Raw genomic sequence first — 21,121 nt, forward strand, 5'->3', positions numbered from 1 at the left:
GGGTTGGGGGGGGGGGGGGGGGGGGGGGGGGGGGGGGTGGGGGGCGGGGGGGGGTGGGGGGGGCGGGGGGGGGGGGGGGGCGGGGGGGGGGGGCCCCCCCCCCCCCCACCCCGCTCCTCGATCGCCGGAGGGGCTCGAAACGCGGTACGGGTACCGAAGCGCGGTACGGGTACTGAACGCGGTACGGGTACTACAGCGCCTGCCACAGCGCGGGGACGTTCACGGGCGTCCAGCCGGGCTGGGCCTGGTGCCCCTGGAGGCAGCGGTAGCTGACCGAGCCGTACGTCACCACGTCGCCCGCGGCGTACACCGTGCCGGCCGCCCAGCTCCCGCCGGGATTGGTCGGCGGGTCGGTCGGATCGGTCGGATCGGTCGGGGTGCCGCTGGTGACCAGGGTGAGTCCGTACGCCTGGAGTGCCGGGTTCACCGGCTGGAAGTACGTCGTGCCGCCCTGCGAGCAGTTGCCGGTGCCGCCGGAGGTGACGCCCTGGGCCTGGCTGCCGGAGATGAACGAGCCGCCGGAGTCGCCGGGTTCGGCGCACACGTTGGTGCGGGTCACTCCGGAGACGGTGCCCTCCTGGTAGGTGACGCTGCTGTTGCGCTGCTGGACGGTGCCGCAGTGCCAGCCGGTCGTCGAGCCCGAGCGGCAGACCGACGAGCCCTCCAGCGCCTCGGTGGAACCGGTGACCGTCACATCACCGTTGCCGTAGCCGTTCACCAGGGGCCGCGGGGTCCAGCCGGTGTTCGCGGCGACCCAGGAGTAGTCGCGGCCGGGGAAGGTGGAGCCCTGGAAGGAGCCCTGGGCCTGCTGGTTGTAGCCGCTGGTGCTGACGCCCGGGGTTCCGCAGTGCCCGGCGCTGACGAAGCCGCCCTGGGTGCCGCGCTTGACGGGGAAGCCGATGGAGCAGCGCCCCGTACCGTTCATGTAGTACGCGTCACCGCCACGCAGATCCGTGAACGTACGCGGCGCACCTGCTGCCTGACTGACCGTCATCAGCTCGTGCGACACTCCGGCCGCGGCGAGGAAGGTGTCGGCGGCGGCGCCCCGGCCGGCCTCGACGACGACGCGGTTGGTGCGCACATCGACGTACCAGACGCGTATGTCCTTCGGTGCCCGGTGCAGCGCCACCCGGTCGAGGGCGGCCTTGGCCGAGGTGAGTTCGGCCAGGCTGTGGCCGACGACGACGGCCCGTGCACCGGCCTCGGTGATCCGGGCGGTGTCCGCCGCGTCGGTGGTGGCGACGGTCAGCTCCGCGCTGTCACCGCTCACCCGGGCCCCGGCGAATCCGGCCCCGAGGGAGTGCCGCAGACCGCCGGCCACGGCCGCCGCGCGGCTCTCCGCGCCGATCCTGGCGCGTGCCCGGTCGGCGGTGAGCCCCAGATCGCGCTGCATCGCCTTGAGCAGGCCGGGAGAGAGCTGTTCCGCCCCGGCGACGGGTGCGGAGGATGCGGGGGCGGGGTCGGCGGACGCGGTGCCGGTCAGTCCGGCCAGGGCGAGCGCGCCGACGGCAACGGTGGCGGTGCACGCGGCCAGTGCACGTCTTCGGAGCATGGCTCTCTCCACTGAACTCTCCTTGGTTGCGGGGGAATTGCCGACAACGTAGCCGCGCGCAACCGGCTCCAGGAGATCCCGTCCGCCCCATCGCATCGCGTTATGGGGCAGCCGTGACCGGCGGCGATACGGTGAAACCCCCGCTCCCGGCCTCCCCGTGCGCGACCCGCGCGAGTAGGTTCCCCTCATGCGAATAGGCCAACTGCTGGGCACCGGACGCTCCGCCGACGTATACGAACTGGACGAGCAGTGGGTCCTGCGGCGCTACCGCGTCGGGCTGGACGCCACGCGCGAGATGCCCGTCATGTCCTACCTATCGGCCTCCGGCTACCCGGTCCCCCGGCTCGGTCCGCTGCCCGTGTCGGCAGGCCCCGGCGACCTGATCCTGCAGCGCCTGACCGGTCCGACGATGCTGGAGTCCCTGGTCTCCGGCGAGCTCGGCGGGGACGAGGGCTCCGCCATGCTGGCCGGCCTGCTCGCCGATCTGCACACCGTCCCGGCCCGGCTCTCGGCGGATCCCGAGGACCGGATCCTCCACCTCGACCTGCATCCGGGCAATGTGATGCTGACGGCCGACGGCCCCGTGGTGATCGACTGGAGCAATACCGAGGAGGGCCCGCCCGCCCTGGACCGGGCCATGACCGCGCTGATCCTGGCCCAGATCGCGGTCGATCCCCGGGTCCCGGAAGCGGCGGGCGCCCGCGCGCTGCTGGACACCCTGATGCCCCTCCTGGCCGCCGACGACGGCATCCCGGCCCGCCACCTCACGGCCGCGGCGGCCCGCCGCGCCGCCAATCCGACGATGAGCCCGGCCGAAGTGGCCCTCATCGGCGAGGCGTCGGACCTGGTCGCGGCGCTGTCGGGATGAGATCCGGCCACGCCCGCGGATCGGGTCCGGCGCGGCGGGCCCGGCCGGGAGAACGGCACCCCGAACCGCCGGGTGCCGGCGGTGCTGGCGTACCTGCGGGGCTAACGGGACGGCTTCAGGTCGCCGCCGGGGTGGCAGCGGAGGCGGACGCGGTCCCGGACAGCGCCTGCCGGGCGAACGCCACGACGTGGCTGCGCAGATCCACCCCTCCGACGCCGATGCCCGCACCGACGCCCGCACCAACGTCCGTACCGACGCCCGTTCCCGTCTCCGCACCGGTCTCCGTACCGACATCCGTACCGACGTCCGTACCGACGTCCGTACCGATGATCAGCCGCGCGAGCTGCGGCACCGAGTTCGGCCAGGCGGCGAGTCCGATCAGGCTCAGCAGACAGGCCGCGACCTTCGGCGACGCCTCGGTCCCGAAGCTCTCGGCCAGGACGGCGATCTTCTCCTCGTAGTGGCCGCGGCGCCGTTCCTCGTTGGGCAGCGCCTCGTCGCGGTAGTGCAGCCCCTCCCAGAGGAAGAGCCTGACCAGGACCGGGTTGTCCCGGTGGAAGTCGTACACCCGCCCCACGTACTCCGCGGGATCGTCGCCCCCCTTGAGGGGGACGGCCTCGGCCAGCTCGTCGAGCGCACGGCCCACGACGGTGTCGAACAGCTTCTGCTTGTTGCCGAAGTAGCCGTAGATCCGTTCCTTGTTCACGCCGGCCAGCTCCGCGATCCGGTCGACGCGGGCTCCGGCAATGCCGTGAGCTGCGAATTCCGCCTTCGCGGCAGCGAGGAGCCGTTCCTTGGTGTGGGGCGCGTCCGAGGTCATGCCACCAGCGTAGAGCGGGTTCACCACCATGCCAACCAACTGGATGGTTGACTCCCAACCAGTTGGTTGGTTCAGTGGGCCTCACCACCAAGGCACCACCACCGCGCTGCACACAGCCCACCGCCCCGCTCACGGTCCACCGCCCCACGGAAGGGACAACCCCATGCCCATCACCGCCGCGACTCCCACCGCCGCCGCCCCCGTCCAGCCCGTTCAGCCCGTCCCGCTGCCCTCCGTGCACATGCGGGTCCTGCTCACCTGGATCGCGGTCTTCACGGCCCTCACCGTCGTCCAGTTGGCGATCGGCCCCTACGTCGCGGGCTTCCCGATGCTCCTGCGTACGCTGGTCATCACCGGTGTCGTCGTCCCGGCCGTGGTCTACGCCCTGGTGCCGAACCTCCTGAAGGTCCGCGCCGCGGCACTGCGCCGCCGCTGAACTGGGGCGGCGTCCACGGAGGGTGGCCGGATACCGGCGGGCTCCAAACTCTGTTGCGGGCGGGTGCGCCCGTCGAGAAGGATCCCGCCCTGTGACGACAGCCGAACAGCCGCCCCAGCCCTCCCCGCGATCCCCCGAAGCCACTTCGTCCCGCCCCCTCGCGCTGATCACGGGCGTCGGCCGCTCGGCCGGCATCGGCGCGGGCATCGCCCACCAACTGGCCTCCTCCGGCTGGGACATCGCCTTCAGCTACTGGACTCCCTACGACAGGCGCATGACCTGGAGCGAAGAACAGGGGGCGGCGACGACGATCGCCGCATCCCTCGCCGAGCAGGGCGCGCGCACCGCGGCGATCGAGGCGGACCTCGTCGATCCCGACGCCCCGGCCAGGATCTTCGACGAGGCCGAACGCACCATCGGGCCGGTCACCGCGCTCGTGCTGAGCCATGCGGAGTCGGTCGACTCCGGTCTCCTCGACACCACCGTCGAGAGCTTCGACCGGCACTTCGCCGTCAACTCCCGCGCCAGTTGGCTGCTGATCCGGGAGTACGGGCTGCGCTTCCGCGCCCCGGCCGGGACCGGCCGGATCGTGGCCCTCACCAGCGACCACACCGTCGGCAACCTCCCGTACGGCGCGAGCAAGGGCGCCCTGGACCGCATCACCCTGGCCGCCGCGCACGAGCTGGCGCACCTGGGCGTGACGGCCAACGTCATCAACCCAGGCCCGGTGAACACCGGCTGGATGAACGAGGAGGTCGCGGACACCTGCCTCCGGGCCACCCCGCTCGGCCGCCTGGGAACCCCTCAGGACGCCGCGCACCTGATCGGCTTCCTCTGCTCACCGCAGGGCCAGTGGGTCAACGGCCAGCTGCTGAACAGCAACGGCGGCTCGGCGTAGCCGCTCCCGACCGGCGCGTGGGAGGCGGATGGCTGACGTCTGCCCGTCGACTCCGAGAACTAGGAGCTGTCCGCCGACTCCGACTCCGGGACCGCGTACACCAAGGCGAGTTCGGCCGCGAGCTCCGCGAGCCGCGCCCTCGTGCGCGGTGGGCCGAGAACCTCCACCTGGGCTCCCAGACCGGCCAGTTGGGAGGCCAGCACCTCCGGTGACGGACCGTCCACCTCGATCTCCAGCCGCCCGTCCTCGGCCCCCGCACCGATCCGCAGCCGGCCGCCGAACAGCCGCTGCAGGACCGCCTCGGCCCCGGGGTCGGCCAGGGCCCGCGCCGTCACCGCGTGCATGCGGTCCTCCACCGCAGCGGCGAGGGAACGCCAGGCCGTGGCGAGATCGAAACCCTCCGGCCGCACCACGGGTTCACCGGTCACCTCGACGGACGTGACACGGCTGAGCCGGAAGGTCCGCAGACCGCGCTCGGTGCCGCCGACGAGATAGGCGACACCGGCCTTGGACGCGAGGCCGAGCGGATGCACCGTCCGCTCACCGGCGGGCCTGCCGGGACCCGCGTAACCGAGCCGGACCTGCACCCCGTCGATCACCGCCCGCTGGAGCGCGTCGAGTCGGGGTGCGTCGGCCGTGACCGCGGTCCGCGACCAGTCGGTGGCATCGGTGACTCCGGCGCGTACCGCCGCCTCGGCGTCCGGACGCAGGGTCGACGGCAGGGCACGTACCAACTTGCGGAGGGCCGTACGTAGTTCGGGGTTGGCCGAGGACGGCCCGGCAAGCAGGAACAGCGCCCGGCTCTCGTCGGCGGTCAGCCCGGTGAGGTCGGTACGGGCTCCGCCGACGAGCGACCAGCCGCCGCCCCGCCCGCGCTGCGAGTAGACGGGAATGCCGGCGGTCGCCAGCGCCTCCAGATCACGGCGGGCCGTACGTTCGGCCACATCGAGTTCAACCGCGACCTCGGCGACGGTCACCCGTCCACGCGACTGGAGGAACAGCAGCAGCGCCACCAGACGATCAGCTCTCATGCCGGTCATTCTCTTCCGGAAAGTGGCCAGAAGGTGGCCACTTTCGCTTCCAGGATGAGGTCATGACCGACAACACCACGCACCACACCACCCTCCGCCACCCCGCCACCACCCCTGCCGCCGCTACTGCCTCTGCCGCTGCGGCCCCGGTCGCCACCGCTGATGCCAAGGGCTCCTCGGATCCCCGCACCGCGCTGTGGAAGGCCGTCGTCCTGGCCGGAGCGACCGTCGCCACCCTTGCCGCCCTCCCGCCGGAGCGGCTGGACGGCCCGACGCCCTGCCCCGACTACACCGTGCGGCGGCTCTCCGACCACCTTCTCGCCGGACTGCGCCGCATCGCCCTGATCGGGCGCGGCGGTGACCCGCTGGACGTCCCGGCGGTCGCGGACGACGTCACCGACGGGGACCGGGAAGCCGCGTGGGAGACCGCCGCCCGCGAGGCCGAGGCCGCATGGTCGGACCCCGCGATCCTGAGCCGTCCGCTGCACCTGCCGTTCGGCATCCTGCCCGGCGCGGCGGCCGCCGCCGTGTTCACGACCGAGTTCACCCTGCACACCTGGGACCTGGCGACCGCGACCGGCCTGCGCCCCGCCTGGGACCCGGAGGTGCTGGCGGGATCGCTGGCCGCGATGCGACGCGCCCTGCCGGCCGAACCACGCGGTGGCCGGGTGCCGTTCGCCGCCGTGGTGGAGGTGGACGCGGACGCCTGGGACATCGACCGGCTCGTGTCCTGGTACGGCCGTAAGCCGTGAAGGCGGCACCCGGCAGCAGACGCCCGACGACCCGAGGACTTGAGCGCATGATCGTGGTGACCGGAGCCACCGGAAACGTAGGACGCCCGCTCGTACGCGCACTCGCGGCGGCCGGCCTGGAAGTGACAGCGGTGTCCCGGAACGCCTCGGCGGACTCCTCCCCCAGGACCGGAGCGGTACGGCACCACCGCGCGGACCTCGCCTCCCCCGGCAGCCTGCGCCCCGCTCTCGACGGCGCCGACGCACTGTTCCTGCACGACACGGGGGCGGGCGCACAACTCCTGGATGTGCGGGACATCCTCGACACCGCGAAGGCCGCCGGGGTGGGGCGGATCGTGCTGCTGTCCTCCCAGGGCGTGGCCACCCGACCGCAGTCGGCCTCCCACGGAGGTGTGGGGCGGCGCCTGGAGGAAGCCGTACAGCAGTCGGGCGCGGAGTGGACGATCCTGCGCCCCGGCGGTTTCGCCTCCAACGCCTACGCCTGGGCCGACTCGGTCCGGACCCACCGGAGCGTCGCCGCACCCTTCGGCGACGTGGGCCTGCCCGTCATCGACCCGGCCGACATCGCCGAGGTCGCCGCCGCCGCGCTGCACGAGGACGGCCACGCGGGCAGCACGTACGAGTTGACCGGCCCGGCCCTCAGCACACCCCGGCAGCGGGCGCGGATCATCGCGGACGTACTCGGCGAACCGATCACGTTCATCGAGCAGAGCCGCGACGAAGCCCGTTCGCAGTTGCGGCAGTTCATGCCCGACGCGGTGGTCGCGACGACACTCGCGATCCTTGGCGAGCCCACCCCCGCCGAGCAGCGGATCAGCCCCACCACCGAACAGCTCCTCGGCCGCCCGGCCCGCACCTTCACCGAATGGGCCACCCGGAACATCGGGGCGTTCACGTAGCGAGAAGGGGCCTCACGCAGCCGCAAGCAGGCACAAGCAGCCTTCCTCCAGGGAGGGTTCAGGAACGCTTGGTCCGCCACAGCCAACCGGTGCCGGCCAGCGTCACGATGAGCGTCAGGGCGACGACCGACCAGCGCAGCGCCGGGTCCGCACCGCTTCCGTCGTCGGGGAGGACGAAGACGTACCAGCCGACCTTGATCACGAGGGGAACGAGGACGGCCACGGCCACCCCAGCCCACTTCTCGGCCACGGTCCAGTAGCGGGCCCGGCACACGATCACGACACCGCTGACCAGGCCCGCGATGGCTATCCAGTTCAGGAGGACGATCCCGCCCAGGTAGGGCAGGACGGTGCTGACCAGCAGAAGGACCAGGGGCAGCCACGCCGGAGAACGCCGCCGGCCCGGCTTGCGGCCTGCCTTCGCTCCCGCGGTGCCGCCGCCGAGCTCCTGGAACGCCGTCGCGGCGATCGCACGGGGGTCGCCCACCTCGCGCAGGATCTCGCGGGTGCTGCCGGGCCGTTCGGCGAGCGCGACCGCGGCCGGCCGGCGCCGCACCTGGTTCCATGCATTGCAATGTACCGGGCGGAGCCCGACACCGGCCGGCCGCGCACTGCCCTCCTCCACCCCTTCACCCCTCTACCCCTTCACGCAGGAGCGTGAGATCAGCGGGCGGGGGAGACGGGAAACCCCGTCCGGACGGAGCCAGGGGGTGACATCGACCGCGAGGACGATCCGGCTGCCGGCTGGGGCGCCGCCGGTTTCCACCACGGAGGGGCACTTCCTTCGCCGCGCAACCGCGCCCCTGGATTACTCTTTGAGCAGGACGGTGTCCACCGGGGGAAGGCAGGCACATGGTGGCCGGAGAGAATCGTGCGGCGGTTGAGATTCGGGCCGGGGGCACGGAGGATCTCGACGCCGTCTACAACGAACTACGGGGCGTGGCCGGAGTTCGTGTGCAGGCCGTATCCGCGCCGGGGGTGCCCGGTGAGCAGGGCTCGACGCTGGAGTTCATCACGGCCGCCTGCTCCGGCGGAGCGATCACCATCCTGCTGCAGATCGTCAAGACGCTCGTCGAATCGCGCGGTTCGCAGATCACGCTGAAGTTCCGCCGCGGCGGGTCCCGGCTGGAAGTCACCGCCAAGAACGTCGACGAAATCCTGCCGTTGCTTGAGAACCTGTTCGACGATGAGTCCTGACCATTCCCGCTCGCGGGCGATCCTGGTCGGTACCTCCTACTACCGTGACCCGGCCCTCAGGCCGCTTCCCGCCGACACCTGCGTCAGCTCCATGGAAACGCTGCTGACCAGCGGCCTGTGCGGCTGGCCGGCCGAACGCGTCACGCCGATCGAGGATATGGACAGCCCTCGGGACGCGGTCCTGGAGCTGGTCCCGCTGGTACGGGACGTCACTGATGTCCTGCTGCGTCTACTACGTGGGCCACGGGATGCGCACCCGCGACGGGCAGTTAGCGCTCGCCCTGACCGGCACCGTGTCGGACCCGGAGGTGCTGCCGGACTCGGCGTTGCTGTATCCGCGGCTGATGGAGGTCCTGGGCGGATCGCCCGCAGCGACCAAGCTGGTCGTCCTGGACTGCTGCCACGCCGAACTGGGCATGGACGCCGACTTCCACTTCCAGTCCGGGTCCGCCGCCGCCCTTGCCGACGTCTACCCGGTGGACGGGCTGTACTTCATCGGCGCCAGCTCCCGCTACCAGAAGGCGAAATCCCCTCTTGGCGGTCGGCTCACGCACTTCACCCACACGTTCATCGACGTGGTGGAGACGGGCATCCCCCACAAGCCGGCGGAGTTGAACCTCCGCCAGATCTTCGTCGAGATGCGGGCCCGCCTGCTGGGGGCCGACCTTCCCCAGCCCGTCGACGGCGGTGTGCGTGACGCGTACCAGTTCCCCTTCGCCCGCAACGCCGCGTACCGCCCGCTCCCCGGCGCCGGCCTCGAACCGGCGCCCGGCTTCCCGGCTCCGGCCGCCGCAGCGTCCGGCTTGCGGCGTCCCACGCGCCGCGCTCTTCTGCTCGCCGGGGCCGGGGTCACCGCCACGGCGGCGGCTGTTCCGCTGGGCCTGTCCCTCCTTTCGTCGGCGCGCGGCGAAGCTGCGGGCAAGGGGACCGGCGGCGCGGGAGCGCTGCCCGCCCCGACCCCGTACGCCACGCTCCAGGACCCGGGCGTGATGGACGCCGTGTTCAGCCCGGACAGCAAGGTGCTGGCCACGGGAAACGGCGACGGCACGATCTCGCTGTGGGACGTCGCCGCCAGAAAGCGCACCACCCTCACCGACTTCACCGGCCCGGCGTTCAACGGTGTCGTCTCCGTGGCGTTCAGCCCGAACGGCGCGTTCCTGGCCGGTGTGGACAGCAAGGAAGTCAGTGAGGAAACCGTGCCTGCCGGCACGATCTCGCTGTGGGAGATCGCCACCCGCAAACGCCTGGCCACCCTCACCGACGTGGACGCCGTCCTCGTCAACGCCGTCGCCTTCAGCCCCGCGGGCGCGATCCTGGCCAGCGCAAACGGCGTCGGGACGGTCTCGATCTGGAGCGTGGGCGCCCATGCGAAGATCGCCACTCTCACCAGCGCCGTGGCCAAAGCGCATACGACCACCAAGCAGGTGAACTCCATCGTGTTCAGCCCGGACGGTTCGATCCTCGCCGGATCCACCGTCGCAGGGCTGGTCGAGCTGTGGGACGGAGCCACCTACGCGAAGATCGCCACCATCGCGGGTTCGGAGACGGGCGTGGGCTCCCTGGCGTTCAGCCCGGACGGCTCGCTTCTCGCCGGCGCCATCGCCGGCAATGCGGTCCGCCTGTGGGATGTCGCGACCCACAGGGAGATCGCCACCTGCACCTATACCGACTCGGATGACGAAGGCGCCGTTGCCGCCATCGTGGTCTCCTTGACGTTCAGCCCGGACGGAAAATTCCTCGTCGGCGGGACCGGAGCCGGACTGCTCCTGTTCTGGGACGTCGCCACGCGTAAGCTCGCGAGGAAACTCGGCAGGTTCTCTTCTGACGGCAACTCGGACAGTGTGGGCGTCGCCCTCAGCCCGGACGGCACGACCCTGGCCGCCGCCCTGACCGGGCGGGTGGCTCTGTGGAAGCTCTCCTCAGGGGGATCATGAGGCCGCTGAGGTCGTCCGACCCTGAGCTGATCGGTCCCTACCGGTTGTTTGCCGAGCTGGGAAGGGGCGCTCTGGGCCGGCTGCTGCTGGCCGGCGCGCCGGATGGGCGGCTGGTCGCGATCAAGCGGATGCGCGCCGAATTCGCCGAGGAGGACGGCTTCCGCGCCCGTTTCCGCCGCGAGGTGGACGCCTGCCGGGCGGTGACCGGTGCGCACACCGCGGCAGTGCTCGATGCCGATGCCGAAGCGCCGGTCCCGTGGCTCGCGTCGGAGTTCGTGCCCGGGGTGTCGCTCCGCGAGGCGGTGAACGTCGTCGGGCCGCTGCCCGAGGACATGGTGCTGCGTCTGGCCGCCGGGCTGTCGACCGCCCTGACCGGGATCCACAGGGTCGGCATGGTGCACCGGAACCTCAAGCCCTCCAACGTCATCCTCAGCGCGGACGGCCCCAAGGTCACCGACTTCGGTGTCGCGCGGGCGACCGAGAGCGAAGGCGGCGGCGATCTCACCCACGTCGACTGGCTGGTCGGCGCCAGCGGGTTCATGTCGCCGGAGCAGGCCGAGGGCCGACGGCCCACGGCGAGGAGCGATGTGTTCTCCCTCGGCGCGGTGCTCGTCACGGCGTCCACCGGCAAGGGGCCGTTCGCCGGCCCGTCGGCCCCGCAGACGCTGTACAACGTCATGCACACCGAACCGGATCTGGGCGCGCTCTCCGAGCGGCTGCGCGAGATCCTCGAACCCTGCCTCGCCAAGAACCCGCTACGGCGTCCCACGCCGTCCCAGCTCCTGGAGTCCCTGGGCCGGATCGCCCGCTCGACCCAGCCCTGGCCGCCCGCCGTGCACACGTTGATCGCCAAACGGCAGGCCGAGGTGAACCGGCTCGTCGAGAGCCCGCGGGAATCGGTCAGCGGCCGGACCGCGCATCCGATCGAGCCCGCCGCGGTCGACGCGAGAGGGCGCCGCGCGGCGTGGCGCGCGGCGCGCCGCGGCGTGCTCATCGGCCTGCCCGCGCTGCTCGCCGGCGTCCTGATCCGGACCCTGCTGCCCGCAACCGACGGCTCGGGCAGCGACGGCCGTTCCACGTCCGCATCCGCATCCGCATCCGCGTCGCCGTCAGATTCCGCGCCGGCACCCGCGGCAAAGATGACCGTCACCTTCTTCGGGCACACCGGATACGTCACGGACGTGGCGTTCAGCCCGAACGGCCGCACGCTCGCCTCCGGCAGCAGCGACGGCACCGCCCGACTGTGGAGCATGACGAGCCGCCGCCAGGTCGGCCGCCCCATGACCGCCGGCTCCCTCAGCATCGACAGCGTGGACTTCAGCCCCGACGGCCGGACCCTCGCCACCGGCAGCAGCGACGGCACCGCCCGCCTGTGGAGCACGACCGACCAGCGACAGATCGGCCGGCCGATGACGGTCGGCTCCGACCCCGTCAACAGCGTGGACTTCAGCCCCGACGGCCGGACCCTCGCCACCGGCGGCGACGACGGCACCGCCCGCCTGTGGAGCGTGGCCGACCAGCGGCAGATCGGCCGGCCGGTCCAGCACATCTCCAACATCAACGTGCTGAGTCTGGCGTTCAGCCCGGACGGCCACACTCTGGCCACCGGAGACGGCGACGGCCGTACCCGGCTGTGGGACGTGGCGAGCCGCCGGCAGATCGGCCGGCCGTTCGGGCGCTCCCTCAGTGTCGACAGCCTGGCGTTCAGCCCGGACGGCGCGATCCTGGCCACGGGCAACTGGGACCGGACCACGGTGGTGTGGGACGTCGCCAGCCACCGGCAGCTCGCGAAACTCGCCGGTACGAGCACCGTGATGCGGATCGCGTTCAGCCCGGACGGCCGCATCCTCGCCACCGCGGACATCGTCCACCTGAGGCTGTGGGACGTCGCCGGACACCGCCGACTCGGCGAGATCCAAAGCGGCGCGGTCGATGGCCCCAGCAGCGTGGCCTTCAGCCCGGACGGCCATTCCGTCGCCATCGGAGGCGGAGACGACAACGGCATCGTGCAGGTGTGGGACGTCCGGCCGGTCACCGGGCGGCTGGGCGCCGCCAAGACCGGTATGGCCCCATTCCTTCATGGCGATCGGCTTCCGGGTGATGTGCACCCGGTCCTTGCGCGGCTGGGAGGCGATGCGCTGTGCGGCCTGTGCGGTCGGAGCTGGTGCGTCCGCCGAAGTTGTACCGCGGGCCGGTGATGACGGCGTTGGCGCTCTCGTCCGGGAGGGACTTCAACACGGTGAGGGCGTCACCCACCTCGGTGCAGCGTGTAGCTCACGTGCGGGGCGTCTCTCAGGGCGCGGCGGGACTGGGCCTGCTCCGGGCGGCGTTCAACAGCACTCGTGTCGAGCGGGGTTGTGCCGGAGGTTAGCCGGGAGTTCCGGCCGCACCTGACGAGCCGCTTCGGACTCCTGGGTCGGGCCCGGCAGCAGCTCACAGGAGGAGCGGTTCCAGGGCGGTGACGCCACGTACGTCCTCGGCGAAGCGACCGGCCATGTCTGGATCGGCGACGGCGCAGGCAGCCTACTCACCCTGGTCCGTTCGCTGCGCGCCCGGATGGAGACAGCCGAGTGACCCCCCACGACCCCACCGGGCGTCCGACGCGCACCTTGTCGCCCTGCGGTTCGGTGTCGTGAATCCCTGGATGCTGGGACGAGCCGTTGCGTTCGGGGTGGCCGGAAGTCACTGCCCGACATTGCGCCATGTGTGATCTCAGTTACCTTCGGGGGGACTGAATGGAGACCGTGATGATTCGGGGCTGGGAAGCCGATCCCTCATCGCCGCTGGTGCGCCGCCTGGGTAAATCCCCCGCCGAGCTCGGGACCACGGGCGGCGAGCAGGGATGCCCGGACATCTGGGAACTGGAGAACGGGGACATCGCCGTCGTTGGCCGCGACCTCACCGATTCCTACCTGCCCAGCCTTCCCCCAGGGCTCGTCGTCGCCCCGGACGAACGGATCGTCGTAATCCCCCGCAGGACAGCGGCTGCGGCGAAGGCAGACCTTCCCGATGCTTAGCCCACTGGCCGACGGCCCCGGTCAGCGCCTCGGACTTGATGACTACACCGAGGACTTCGGCCGCCATTTCTGGCGTTCCGGCTCCGAGGGGTTCTGGAAGCTCGAACGTCAGCAGAGCTTCCAGGAGCCCGGGGTGGAGAGCTGGGAGGCCTTCCGCAAGGGGCACTGGGAAGAGTCCCTGGCGCTGATCGAGGGACAGCGGGGTCACTACGAGGAGTACCTTCGGCGAATCGCCGGAAGCGGATTCGCCCTCCACCGTGTCCGCTGTGTGGAGGAGCCCATCTCTCCTTACCTCCAATGGGAACTCCACCTGCTACACCTGAAGGCCCAGTGCGGGGAGGATACGAGAGTCCTCAGCGGGGACGGCATCCTCCGGTACGAAACGCAGCACCCGCTTTCGGAGATCGTGGTCCTCGGCTCTTCGGTGATGTACGAGGTGCTTTATGACAACGACGGGAAACTCGACGGCGGTATCCGTTTCGACGATCCGCGCGACATCTCCCGATGCCGGCAGGCGATCCAGGAGATGCACCGGTCGGGTGAGCCGTTGGGCGACTTCTTTAGCCGCCAGGTAGCCCGGCTGCCTCCGCCGACCGTGACCGAGGAGTAGGGCCGAGTAATCCTGCCCGGAACTCGGTGGAGAGTCCGGGATGAGCATGAGAGCTTCGGCCGGATTCCGGCCCCACCACAAGGGCCACATATGCGTATTGTCCTGATTTCATACTCTGCACAGGGCTTTGCCCTCCTGCACCGCGCGTGCGAGCGGGCCGGGCACACGCCCGTCGCTTACCTGCATGCGCGATCGCTGCGGCCGGGCGAGCCGACGCGAAGCGGTGCGGGCGATGTCGTGGGCGAGATCGTCGATGCCCTGCCGAACGGGATGGATCTGCTGATTCCGGGCCGGAAGAGTATGTTGCCGCACATCATCGCGGGATACCAGGCCCATCTTATTGTCTGCTACGGCTTCCCCTGGAAGCTACCGCCGGCGGTACTTCGGTCGACGAATTTGGGTGCCATCAACGTGCATACGTCGATGTTGCCGAAATATCGAGGCCCCATTCCGGTTAATTGGGCGATCAGGAACGGCGATAAAGAAATCGGCGTCAGCATCCACTGGATGGAGAGCGAATTCGACTCCGGCGGGATCCTGGCGCAGGAGGCGGGTATCGCGTTGGGCGACGATGTCGCCCCCCAGTTGTTATGGGAAGAGGTCGACCGATATATCGAGCGACTTCTACCCCGTGCACTTTCGCTGGCCGTAGCCGGTTCGCCCGGTGCATCGCAAGAGGAGGGGTTGGCCACCTACGCGGGGTGGATGGAACCCGCGTTCTCGCAGATCGACTGGAACACCTCCAGGACAGAGATCCACAACCAGGTGCGCGCCATCAGGTTCGGCAGTTCGGGAAGATCCGGCCCGGTTGCCATGGTGGCTGACCATCGACTGCGGGTTCTGCGCACATCGTTGCAGCCGGCGGACGGAATCAAGGTGATGTGTGGGGATGGACCCGTGTGGATCACGGAGTCCGTACCGGTGGCGGACTCCGAATCCTGAATGGGCACCGAACCGCCGCGTGTCAGTTCGGGTCCGGTGACGTTGCCTCCGCCAGGGAACGCCGGTACCGCCTGAGCTTGTCCCGGATCCCCTTCGTCCACGGGTGCTCCGGACCGAGTACCCGCTCGCGCCACTCCCTGACGGCTTCTGCCTGTTCGATGGCTTCTTGGTGCTCGCCGACCGTGTTCAGGACGTTGCTGAGCAGGCTTCGTGCCGCCAGCGTGATGGGGTAGTCGGCTCCGAACCGGCGTTCGTGTGCTGCCAACGCGCGACGGGCCGACAGCAACGCTTCGGAGTGCTTTCCGGCGCCGAGCAGTGCTCCCGCGCAGTTGAGGTCGGCCGACAGTGTGATCGGGTGGTCCGGGCCCAGCTCGCGGAGACAGTCGGCGACCAGATCCGTTCCTGTCCGTGCTTCACGGTCCAGGTCCGGGCCGGGAGGCAGTTCGAGCAGGCATGCCCTTGCCTCCAGCGTCAGCGGGTGCCACGGGCCCAGCAGCGCGGCTCGCCCGGCAACCGCCCGGTGCATCAACTGCACGGCTTCCGTGAGTCGATCGAGCCAGACCAACGGACGGGACAGATGGAGGCAGGTGGTCAGGGTGTCCAGCGCCTCGGGACCGCAGACCCGTTCGAAGTCGTCGAGCAGCTCGCGGTGGAGATTCGCCGCCTCCTCGAGGCGCCCCAGACGATCGGTCGCCTTCCCGATCCGCTGCCGCAGGCGCAGCACCAGGACGTGATCGTTTCCTAGTCGCCGTCGCACGAGAACCGTCGCCTGTTCGGCCGTGGCCAGCGCAGATGCGTAATCCCCGGAACGATGCTGGGCCGTCACCAGACGCAGGGCGCAGGTGGCAGCGGACTCGGCGGTGCCGATCGTGATCTCGGGCCAGGTGGCGACGCGGCGAAGCAGCGCCAGGACATGTGGGGCGAGGGCGGTGAGCAGGCTGTCACGCAAACCGCGTTCCGGGGACGCGGGTAGGGAGTGCAGAAGAAGTCCGCCCGCCGCGGCAGCGAGTTGGTCGCGTTCGCTGGCCGGGGTGACGCGCGCGACGCTGTCGAGCAGCACTCCGTGCGTGCGCAGGCAGCGGATGTCGCCAGGAACGAGTTCGGTGAGCGAGTGGTCAAGCAGCCCCCGAAGCGCCAGTTCCACCCGGTCGGCGGGCAGGGGCAGATCGAGCCGGACGTTGGCCAGCAGCGACAGGGGCAGCGGGTCGTTCGACCAGCAGGCCAGAAGGCGCAGCAGGGTGACGGCCTCGGGCAGGTTCTGCCCGGCCAGGGAGTTCAGCGAGAGCTGCCACGTTCCACTGACCAGGTGACGCGAGTCGTTGCCCGCCTCGACGGCTCCCTGGTCGATCAGCTCGATGGGGTCCGGGCGCTCCTGCAGACGGCGCCCGTACTCCTCCATCGTCCAGGGGGCGATCACCTGGTGGGCCAGAAACCCGCCGGCCAGAGTCAGGGCGAGCGGCAGGCGGCCGAGACTGTCGGCAATGGCGGCCGCGTCCTCGGCGGAACCCGTTCCCGGGGCGAGATCGCGCAGGACCTGAGCCGCCTCCTCACGCGGCAGGACATCCACGTACAGCAGCTCGGCAGCGGGCCACCAGTGGCCGGCGGCCTGCCGTGTGGTCACGAGGACCGTTCCGCGCGGGCTGGTACGCAGCCATCCGCCGTCCCGCAGCACCGCTGGGTCATCGGCGTTGTCCAGCACCAGCAGCCACGGTGTGTCGGACCGGTCGAGATGGTCCCAAACCAAATCTGCGGCTGCGCGTAAGCCGTTGCGCGCGGCCATCAGCTCACCGTCGCCGGCGCCGCGGTCGGCGGCCACAGCAAGCATCCCGCCCCGCAGGGATGCCTGGTCGGAAGCGTTGACCCACAGGCCCAGCCGTCCGCGTTCCCGGGTGGCGTGTTCGAAGAGTGCGCACGCCACGGCCGTCTTTCCGCATCCTCCCAAGCCGTGCAGGACGAACACAGTGCTTCCGGCACCCTCGGTCACCGCCTCTTTCAGGCGTCCGACGAGTTCGCCGCGATCCCTCAGGATCGCCGGTGCTCGACCGATGGGCGGATGCCGCACCGAGTCCGGGCCGGCCCAGGCGACGCTGTGATGGTGGTGCTCGGTGATGTGCTGGTCACCGGAAGCCTGGTAGACGCGCCCCTGATCAGTGGCCCGGCCGTCGTTGCGGCCGGTCACCACTGGTCGACGTTCAGGTCGCGGCCTGCTTGGTAGACGCGCGAGCTGCCGGAGGCGGTCGCACGTTGGGTGACGGTCGGAATGACGGGTGTGCCGGGGTCGAGTTCGATCAGCAAGGAACGCAGTTCCGCCACCAGCTCGGGGTGCGCGACGAGGAGACGGCGAATGCGGCCCTGCCACTCCGCCGCGATCTCCCGCTCAGCCCCCGCGTCACCACTGCTCTGCGCGCCCAGGAGGTCCCGGCGCGACATGTCGAGCTGGGCGCCGACTTGCTCCTCATGGTCCGGCCGGACACGTCGCCACAGACCGACCACGCCGTTCCGCACGCCGTTCCACGTATCGGTCGCCAGCAGCGCCGCAATCGTCGTCCCGGCGGTACCCGCTAAAAGCGCGATCTCCGCGTCCATCCCCTGCCCTCCCTCGACCCGGCCCGGGTTACAACTCTAGGTAGCCAACGCGGTGTCAGTACACCGGACTTTCAGCGACATTTCGCGCCGCCCTCGGCCCACTGCCAAGGACCTGTCGCTCCCAGTCGTCGGCGTACCCTCGTATCTGTTCAGCCGGGTACAACAAAAGTGCTCAGCGCCCTCTCCCGAGATGAGGCTGCTCGGCGTAATCGGGAGGCGACACGTGTGGGGAGCGCGTGCACTTCGGCATGCCCCGGGCATGAAAAAACCCCAGGTCACGGCGAGTGAGTCCTGGGGTAATTCCGAGCCGCCTTCGGGATTCGAACCCGAGACCTACGCATTACGAGTGCGTTGCTCTGGCCAACTGAGCTAAGGCGGCGCGCCCTGTCACACCATGGTGCGATCAGCAGCGGGCCCAAGTCTACACAGTTTCCGAGGGTGCTCCGTACCGGCCTGTCGCCGGGGCGTAGCCGCAGGTCAGCGGCGGGGTGGGTGGGGTCAGGAGCACTTCTTGCCGTCGCTCGGCGGGGTGCCCTCCAGGAGGTACGTGTTGATCGCCGTGTCGATGCAGTCGCTGCCGCGGCCGTACGCCGTGTGGCCGTCGCCCTGGTACGTGAGGAGGGTGCCGGAGGAGAGCTGGCCGGCCAGGGACTTGGCCCACTTGTACGGGGTGGCCGGGTCCCGGGTGGTGCCGACCACCACGATCGGGGCCGCGCCCTCCGCCTTGATGCGGTGCGGGGTGCCGGTGGCGCGGACCGGCCAGGAGGCGCAGTTCAGGGAGGCCCAGGCGAAGCCCTTGCCGAAGACCGGGGAGGCCTTCTCGAAGGCGGGGAGTGCCTGAGTGACGGCCTTGGAGGTGGTGAAGGCGGGCGGGAGGTCGATGCAGTTCACGGCCGCGTTGGCATACATCAGGTTCGCGTACGAACCATTGGGCTCGCGTTCGTAGTAGCTGTCCGCCAGGGAGAGGAGGCCGGAGCCGTCGCCTTTCTGGGCGGCGGTGAGCGCCTCGCGGAGCTGGGGCCAGGCCGTCTCGTCGTACATGGCGGCGATGACGCCCGTGGTGGCGAGGGACTCGCCGAGCTTGCGGGGGTCGCCCGTGGCGATCGGTTTGGCGTCGAGGTCGGCGAAGAGCTGCTTCAGCCTGTTCGCGGCCTCCGACGTGGACGTGGTGCCGAGCGGGCAGTCCGCCTTCTTCACGCAGTCACCGGCGAAGGACTGGAACGCCGTCTCGAACCCCGCGGTCTGGTCGCGGTTCATCTCGACCGAGGGAAGCGACGGGTCCATCGCGCCGTCGAGGACGAGCCGCCCGGCCCGTGCGGGGAAGAGTTCGGCGTACGTCGCGCCCAGGAACGTGCCGTACGAGGCCCCGACGTAGTTCAGCCGGTCGTCACCGAGCAGCGCGCGCAGGATGTCCATGTCACGCGCCGTCTCGACGGTGGAGACATGCGGCAGGATCTCCCCCGAGCGCTGCTCGCAGCCCGTGGCGAACTTCTTGAACGCACCGCTCAGCGCGGTGACCTCGCCCGCGTCGTCCGGCGTCTGGTCGACCTGGGTGTAGGCGTCCATCTGCGGACCCGTGAGACAGGTGACGGGTTCGCTGCGCGCCACCCCGCGCGGATCGATGGCCACCATGTCGTAGCGGGCCCGCACCTGGGCGGGGTAGCCGATCGCGGCGTAGCCCTGGAGATAGCCGATGGCCGATCCGCCGGGGCCGCCCGGATTCACCAGCAGGGAGCCGATCCGCTTGCCGGGCCCGGTGGCCTTCTTGCGGGAGACCGCCAGCTTGATCTCGTCGCCGTCCGGCTTCGCGTAGTCGAGCGGCGCCTTCATCGTGGTGCACTGGAATCCGGTGACACCGCAGTCCCGCCAGCTGAGATGCTGCCCGTAGAACGCCTTCAGCCCAGCGGGGACCGGGGAGGCGGTGGCCGAAGGAATGGACGAGGAGGCGCTCGTCGTCGAACTTCCGCTGCTGCAGCCTGAGATGAGCAGGCCGGCAGTGCCGAGCGCGAGGGCGAGAGTGCGGAGCGGGCGCCTGGTGTCCATGTCCGGAGCGTAGCCGCCGGGTGACGACTCGCCCGATTCCCTGCCCATTCGGGTGATTCGGTGCCGGTCGCCGGACCGCGACGGCCACCGGACTCGTTACGTCAGCCCGCCCGCAGCGCCATCGTCATCGCCTCCACCGCGAGCAGCGGGGCCACATTGCGGTCCAGCGCACGGCGGCAGGCGATCACTGCCTCGATCCGGCGCAGGGTCCGCTCGGGGGTGGACGAGCGGACGATGCGGTCGAGGGAGTCCTGCGCGTCGATGTTGGCGATGGCGATCCGGGATCCCAGCTGAAGAGCGAGCACATCGCGGTAGAAGCCGGTCAGTTCGGTGAGCGCCAGATCGAGGCTGTCGCGCTGCGTACGGGTCTTGCGGCGCTTCTGCTTGTCCTCCAGGTCCTTCATCACCCCGGCCGTACCCCGCGGCATCCGGCCTCCGGCGGACGCGCCGAGCGCGGCCTTCATGTCTTCCGTCTCCTTGACGTCCACGCCCTCGGCGACCTGTTTCGCGTCGTCGGTGGCGGTGTCGATCAGCTCCTGCGCGGCCTTGAGGCAGCCGCCGATGTCCTCGACACGCAGCGGCAGTTTGAGGACCGCCGCACGGCGGGAGCGGGCCCGCTCGTCCGTGGCGAGGCGGCGGGCCCTGCCGATGTGGCCCTGGGTGGCGCGGGCGGCGGCCGCGGCCCGCTCCGGGTCGATGCCGTCGCGCCGGATCAGGACGTCGGCGACCGCTTCGACCGACGGGGTGCGCAGCGTGAGGTGACGGCAGCGGGAACGGATCGTCGGCAGCACGTCTTCGAGTGAGGGCGCGCAGAGCAGCCACACGGTACGGGGCGCGGGCTCCTCGATCGCCTTCAGCAGAACATTGCCCGCGCCTTCGGTGAGGCGGTCGGCGTCCTCCATGACGATGACCTGCCAGCGTCCGACGGCCGGGGAGAGCTGGGCGCGCCGGACCAGCTCTCGGGTCTCCTTCACACCGATGGAGAGCAGGTCGGTACGGATCACGTCGACATCGGCGTGCGTACCGATGAGGCTGGTGTGACAGCCGTCGCAGAAACCGCAGCCCGGCGCCCCGCCCAGGGCGCGGTCCGGGCTGGTGCACTGCAGAGCGGCGGCGAAGGCGCGGGCGGCGGTGGACCGTCCGGAGCCCGGCGGGCCGGTGAACAGCCAGGCATGGGTCATCCGCGAGCCGGACGGCACCGGCTCTCTCGCCGAGATGGCGGAGACCAGCACGTCGGCGTCCCGGGCGGCGGCGCCGAGCTGCTCCTGCACCCGGTCCTGGCCGACCAGGTCGTCCCATACGGACATGGGTCACCGCCCTTCCGGTGGTGTGCGGCCGCGCTGCCCTTCCGTGGAACGGCGGCTCGGCCCTGTGTGGCTCGTCGTGGATCTTGCCCTGGTTCTTGCCGTGACTCTCGTCGATCCGGCTTCCCATTGTGGGGGACGGGTCTGACATTCCCGGCAGCGTCCCGGCTGACCGGCTGACCGGTAACCAGGTGACCGGCTGACCGGCAAGCGCCCTGGAACGCGCCGGGAG

At 70.7% G+C, this 21,121-nt stretch carries 19 protein-coding genes, 1 tRNA gene and 1 pseudogene; 11 read left to right on the plus strand and 10 right to left on the minus strand.

Annotated elements, in window-relative coordinates:
* Nucleotides 1–190: 190 nt before the first annotated feature.
* On the minus strand, nucleotides 191–1,552 hold the full coding sequence (locus ACZ6S6_RS37130) for an alpha-lytic protease prodomain-containing protein (RefSeq protein ID WP_469709426.1): 1,362 nt from the start codon (nucleotides 1,550–1,552) through the stop codon (nucleotides 191–193).
* A gap of 187 nt (nucleotides 1,553–1,739) precedes the next feature.
* Between ACZ6S6_RS37130 and ACZ6S6_RS37135 the strand changes: the two genes are divergently transcribed.
* Nucleotides 1,740–2,420: a phosphotransferase gene (locus ACZ6S6_RS37135; protein ID WP_469709428.1), complete on the plus strand. Its 681-nt coding sequence runs from the start codon at nucleotides 1,740–1,742 to the stop codon at nucleotides 2,418–2,420.
* A 115-nt stretch (nucleotides 2,421–2,535) separates the two neighbouring features.
* Here the strand turns inward: ACZ6S6_RS37135 and ACZ6S6_RS37140 are convergent, their stop codons facing one another.
* Complete coding sequence (locus ACZ6S6_RS37140; protein ID WP_362966891.1) at nucleotides 2,536–3,240, minus strand: TetR/AcrR family transcriptional regulator; 705 nt, start codon at nucleotides 3,238–3,240, stop codon at nucleotides 2,536–2,538.
* A gap of 163 nt (nucleotides 3,241–3,403) precedes the next feature.
* Between ACZ6S6_RS37140 and ACZ6S6_RS37145 the strand changes: the two genes are divergently transcribed.
* Both ACZ6S6_RS37145 and ACZ6S6_RS37150 read left to right on the plus strand, forming a co-directional pair.
* Entirely contained in the window at nucleotides 3,404–3,676 is a 273-nt protein-coding gene (locus ACZ6S6_RS37145; protein ID WP_469709430.1) for a hypothetical protein, read from the plus strand.
* A 91-nt stretch (nucleotides 3,677–3,767) separates the two neighbouring features.
* Complete coding sequence (locus tag ACZ6S6_RS37150) at nucleotides 3,768–4,574, plus strand: SDR family oxidoreductase (protein WP_469709431.1); 807 nt, start codon at nucleotides 3,768–3,770, stop codon at nucleotides 4,572–4,574.
* A 59-nt stretch (nucleotides 4,575–4,633) separates the two neighbouring features.
* Here the strand turns inward: ACZ6S6_RS37150 and ACZ6S6_RS37155 are convergent, their stop codons facing one another.
* Nucleotides 4,634–5,605 (minus strand): helix-turn-helix transcriptional regulator, encoded by a 972-nt coding sequence (locus tag ACZ6S6_RS37155; protein WP_469709433.1) that lies wholly within the window; start codon nucleotides 5,603–5,605, stop codon nucleotides 4,634–4,636.
* Nucleotides 5,606–5,667: 62 nt separating this feature from the next.
* Between ACZ6S6_RS37155 and ACZ6S6_RS37160 the strand changes: the two genes are divergently transcribed.
* Both ACZ6S6_RS37160 and ACZ6S6_RS37165 read left to right on the plus strand, forming a co-directional pair.
* Complete coding sequence (locus tag ACZ6S6_RS37160) at nucleotides 5,668–6,357, plus strand: TIGR03086 family metal-binding protein (RefSeq protein WP_469709434.1); 690 nt, start codon at nucleotides 5,668–5,670, stop codon at nucleotides 6,355–6,357.
* Nucleotides 6,358–6,404: 47 nt separating this feature from the next.
* Entirely contained in the window at nucleotides 6,405–7,256 is an 852-nt protein-coding gene (locus ACZ6S6_RS37165) for an SDR family oxidoreductase (protein WP_469709436.1), read from the plus strand.
* Between the two features lie 58 nt (nucleotides 7,257–7,314).
* Here ACZ6S6_RS37165 and ACZ6S6_RS37170 read toward each other — a convergent pair whose 3' ends face one another.
* Nucleotides 7,315–7,812 carry an HAAS signaling domain-containing protein gene (locus tag ACZ6S6_RS37170; protein WP_469709438.1) on the minus strand — a complete coding sequence of 166 codons (498 nt, stop codon included), beginning with the start codon at nucleotides 7,810–7,812 and terminating at the stop codon, nucleotides 7,315–7,317.
* Between the two features lie 296 nt (nucleotides 7,813–8,108).
* Between ACZ6S6_RS37170 and ACZ6S6_RS37175 the strand changes: the two genes are divergently transcribed.
* From ACZ6S6_RS37175 to ACZ6S6_RS37185, 3 genes are all read left to right on the plus strand, one after another.
* A complete protein-coding gene (locus tag ACZ6S6_RS37175) occupies nucleotides 8,109–8,453 on the plus strand; it encodes an effector-associated constant component EACC1 (RefSeq protein WP_469709439.1) in 345 nt (114 codons plus the stop codon).
* A 215-nt stretch (nucleotides 8,454–8,668) separates the two neighbouring features.
* Nucleotides 8,669–10,387, plus strand: a complete 1,719-nt coding sequence (locus ACZ6S6_RS37180) for a hypothetical protein (protein ID WP_469709440.1) — start codon at nucleotides 8,669–8,671, stop codon at nucleotides 10,385–10,387.
* Nucleotides 10,384–12,585, plus strand: coding sequence for a WD40 repeat domain-containing serine/threonine protein kinase (locus tag ACZ6S6_RS37185; protein WP_469709441.1), 2,202 nt, complete (start codon nucleotides 10,384–10,386; stop codon nucleotides 12,583–12,585). Before ACZ6S6_RS37180 ends, ACZ6S6_RS37185 begins: the two co-directional genes overlap by 4 nt.
* Here ACZ6S6_RS37185 and ACZ6S6_RS37190 read toward each other — a convergent pair.
* Nucleotides 12,521–12,665: pseudogene (locus tag ACZ6S6_RS37190) on the minus strand (site-specific DNA-methyltransferase); the annotation flags it as partial. The gene ACZ6S6_RS37185 and the pseudogene ACZ6S6_RS37190 sit on opposite strands and share 65 nt — an antisense overlap.
* 469 nt (nucleotides 12,666–13,134) lie before the next feature.
* Here ACZ6S6_RS37190 and ACZ6S6_RS37195 point away from each other — a divergent pair.
* The 3 genes from ACZ6S6_RS37195 (at nucleotide 13,135) to ACZ6S6_RS37205 (ending at nucleotide 14,956) form a co-directional block, all read left to right on the plus strand.
* Nucleotides 13,135–13,404 carry a hypothetical protein gene (locus tag ACZ6S6_RS37195; protein WP_362966927.1) on the plus strand — a complete coding sequence of 90 codons (270 nt, stop codon included), beginning with the start codon at nucleotides 13,135–13,137 and terminating at the stop codon, nucleotides 13,402–13,404.
* Nucleotides 13,397–14,014 carry a DUF6879 family protein gene (locus ACZ6S6_RS37200; RefSeq protein ID WP_469709443.1) on the plus strand — a complete coding sequence of 206 codons (618 nt, stop codon included), beginning with the start codon at nucleotides 13,397–13,399 and terminating at the stop codon, nucleotides 14,012–14,014. Before ACZ6S6_RS37195 ends, ACZ6S6_RS37200 begins: the two co-directional genes overlap by 8 nt.
* Before the next feature lie 90 nt (nucleotides 14,015–14,104).
* Nucleotides 14,105–14,956: a methionyl-tRNA formyltransferase gene (locus ACZ6S6_RS37205; RefSeq protein WP_469709444.1), complete on the plus strand. Its 852-nt coding sequence runs from the start codon at nucleotides 14,105–14,107 to the stop codon at nucleotides 14,954–14,956.
* Between the two features lie 22 nt (nucleotides 14,957–14,978).
* Here ACZ6S6_RS37205 and ACZ6S6_RS37210 read toward each other — a convergent pair whose 3' ends face one another.
* The 5 genes from ACZ6S6_RS37210 to ACZ6S6_RS37230 form a co-directional block, all read right to left on the minus strand.
* Entirely contained in the window at nucleotides 14,979–17,135 is a 2,157-nt protein-coding gene (locus tag ACZ6S6_RS37210) for a tetratricopeptide repeat protein (protein WP_469709446.1), read from the minus strand.
* Entirely contained in the window at nucleotides 17,132–17,542 is a 411-nt protein-coding gene (locus ACZ6S6_RS37215) for a hypothetical protein (protein ID WP_469709447.1), read from the minus strand. The genes ACZ6S6_RS37210 and ACZ6S6_RS37215 overlap by 4 nt, the downstream gene beginning before the upstream one ends.
* Before the next feature lie 305 nt (nucleotides 17,543–17,847).
* Nucleotides 17,848–17,921 (minus strand) — tRNA-Thr (locus ACZ6S6_RS37220).
* A 119-nt stretch (nucleotides 17,922–18,040) separates the two neighbouring features.
* Entirely contained in the window at nucleotides 18,041–19,585 is a 1,545-nt protein-coding gene (locus ACZ6S6_RS37225; RefSeq protein ID WP_469709448.1) for an alpha/beta hydrolase, read from the minus strand.
* Between the two features lie 101 nt (nucleotides 19,586–19,686).
* A complete protein-coding gene (locus tag ACZ6S6_RS37230) occupies nucleotides 19,687–20,892 on the minus strand; it encodes a DNA polymerase III subunit delta' (protein WP_469709450.1) in 1,206 nt (401 codons plus the stop codon).
* Nucleotides 20,893–21,121 lie beyond the last annotated feature (229 nt).

The organism is Streptomyces sp. NPDC048671 (assembly GCF_055587045.1).